This is a genomic window from Sphingomonas sp. IC4-52 (genome assembly GCF_020707225.1).
GTDB lineage: Bacteria > Pseudomonadota > Alphaproteobacteria > Sphingomonadales > Sphingomonadaceae > Sphingomonas.
Map to the genome: position 1 here is coordinate 1 of NZ_JAJFEU010000015.1, position 2,853 is coordinate 2,853.

General features: G+C 55.0%; 2 rRNA genes. Both read left to right on the plus strand.

Going from position 1 to position 2,853, the window contains the following annotated elements:
* A 23S ribosomal RNA gene (locus LK535_RS16640) occupies nucleotides 1–2,440 on the plus strand; the annotation flags it as partial.
* A 183-nt stretch (nucleotides 2,441–2,623) separates the two neighbouring features.
* Nucleotides 2,624–2,738, plus strand: a 5S ribosomal RNA gene (gene rrf / locus LK535_RS16645).
* Nucleotides 2,739–2,853 lie beyond the last annotated feature (115 nt).

Sequence of the window (2,853 nt, forward strand, 5' to 3'; positions counted from 1 at the left end):
GCCGTAGCGGGTGACAGCCCCGTATGCGAAAGTGAGATTGAAGGACTTGAGTAGGGCGGGACACGTGTAATCCTGTCTGAATATAGGGGGACCACCCTCTAAGCCTAAATACTCGTACATGACCGATAGCGAACTAGTACCGTGAGGGAAAGGTGAAAAGCACCCCGATGAGGGGAGTGAAACAGTACCTGAAACGGATTGCCTACAAGCAGTTGGAGGGTCCTTGAGGCCTGACAGCGTACCTCTTGCATAATGGGTCTGTGACTTAATGTATCAAGCAAGCTTAAGCCGATAGGTGTAGGCGCAGCGAAAGCGAGTCTGAATAGGGCGCCATAGTTTGATGTATTAGACCCGAAACCCGGCGATCTAGGCATGACCAGGATGAAGGTGCGGTAACACGCACTGGAGGTCCGAACCGATTAACGTTGAAAAGTTACCGGATGAGTTGTGTTTAGGGGTGAAAGGCCAATCAAGCCGGGAAATAGCTGGTTCTCCGCGAAAACTATTGAGGTAGTGCCTCGGACGAACACCCTAGGGGGTAGAGCACTGGATGGATGCGGGGGTCGCGAGATCTACCAACTCTAACCAAACTCCGAATACCTAGGAGTGATATCCGGGAGACAGACGGCGGGTGCTAAGGTCCGTCGTCAAAAGGGAAACAGCCCTGACCTACAGCTAAGGTCCCCAAGTCACGTCTAAGTGGGAAAGCATGTGGGAATCCCAAAACAACCAGGAGGTTGGCTTAGAAGCAGCCATCCTTTAAAGAAAGCGTAACAGCTCACTGGTCTAAACAAGGGTTCCTGCGGCGAAGATGTAACGGGGCTCAAGACGTGCACCGAAGCTTAGGGTGTGTACTTTTGTACACGCGGTAGCGGAGCGTTCCGTAAGCCTGCGAAGCCATCTGGTAATGGGTGGTGGAGGTATCGGAAGTGCGAATGCAGACATGAGTAGCGATAAAGAGGGTGAGATGCCCTCTCGCCGAAAGACCAAGGGTTCCTGCGCAAGGCTAATCCGCGCAGGGTGAGCCGGCCCCTAAGACGAGCCCGAAGGGGGTAGTCGATGGGAATGCGGTTAATATTCCGCAGCCTGGTGGTGTGTGACGGATGGTGTGTGTTGTACGTCCTTATCGGATTGGACGTGCTTCGAAACTGTCCCGGGAAATAGCCCCACCGTATAGACCGTACCCGAAACCGACACAGGTGGTCAGGTAGAGTATACCAAGGCGCTTGAGAGAAGTGTCCTGAAGGAACTCGGCAAATTGCCTCCGTACCTTCGGAAGAAGGAGGCCCTCATTCCGGGCAACCGGTATGAGGGGGCACAGGCCAGGGGGTAGCGACTGTTTAGCAAAAACACAGGGCTCTGCTAAGTCGGCTTCAAGACGACGTATAGGGCCTGACGCCTGCCCGGTGCCTGAAGGTTAAGAGGAGGAGTGCAAGCTCTGAATTGAAGCCCAGGTAAACGGCGGCCGTAACTATAACGGTCCTAAGGTAGCGAAATTCCTTGTCGGGTAAGTTCCGACCTGCACGAATGGCGTAACGACTTCCCCACTGTCTCCAGGACATGCTCAGCGAAATTGAATTCTCCGTGAAGATGCGGAGTACCCGCGGTTAGACGGAAAGACCCCGTGCACCTTTACTGCAGCTTCAGAGTGGCATTAGGAAAGAACTGTGTAGCATAGGTGGGAGGCTTTGAAGCATTGGCGCCAGCCGATGTGGAGCCATAGGTGAAATACCACCCTGTTGTTTTCTGATGTCTAACCTCGTTCCGTAAGCCGGAACAGGGACCCTCTGTGGCGGGTAGTTTGACTGGGGCGGTCGCCTCCTAAAGAGTAACGGAGGCGCGCGATGGTGGGCTCAGGCCGGTTGGAAACCGGCTGTTAGAGTGCAATGGCATAAGCCCGCCTGACTGCGAGACTGACAAGTCGAGCAGAGACGAAAGTCGGTCATAGTGATCCGGTGGTCCCTCGTGGAAGGGCCATCGCTCAACGGATAAAAGGTACGCCGGGGATAACAGGCTGATAACCCCCAAGAGCTCATATCGACGGGGTTGTTTGGCACCTCGATGTCGGCTCATCACATCCTGGGGCTGGAGCAGGTCCCAAGGGTTTGGCTGTTCGCCAATTAAAGTGGTACGTGAGCTGGGTTCAGAACGTCGCGAGACAGTTTGGTCCCTATCTGCCGTGGGCGTCGAAATTTGAGAGGAGTTGACCCTAGTACGAGAGGACCGGGTTGAACGTACCTCTGGTGTACCTGTCGTCGTGCCAACGGCGCAGCAGGGTAGCTATGTACGGACGGGATAACCGCTGAAAGCATCTAAGCGGGAAGCCTCCCTCGAGATAAGATTTCACAGGACGGTCGGAGACCACGACCTTGATAGATCGGATGTGGAAGTGCGGTAACGCATGGAGCTAACCGATACTAATCGTCCTATTCGCGCTTGAGAGTCCCACCATCAACGACAGCCCTGGCTGTCCGCGAGGTCGGATGATGAAAAGCTCGACGCCAGAACAACTTACACACGTAAATGTGCATCGATTACAAGAACCGTACGTCCCGGCCAGGCTCAGCTTGTCCGGGGCCCCCATGAAGTACCACTTCATGGGGATACACCGCAGGCTTCATTGCCTGGTGACCATAGCGTCGGTGTCCCACCCGATCCCATCCCGAACTCGGCCGTGAAACCCGACTGCGCCAATGGTACTATCGCTTAAGCGATGGAAGAGTAGGGCGTCGCCAGGCATTGCAGCTTGCGGTTGTACGGTTCTCCCAGAACCCATTCATAACGTCCGTCCACCAAGGACACACCGTCGCCTCCGCCACAACGCGGAGGCGTTCGTGTTTCCAAACGGACACA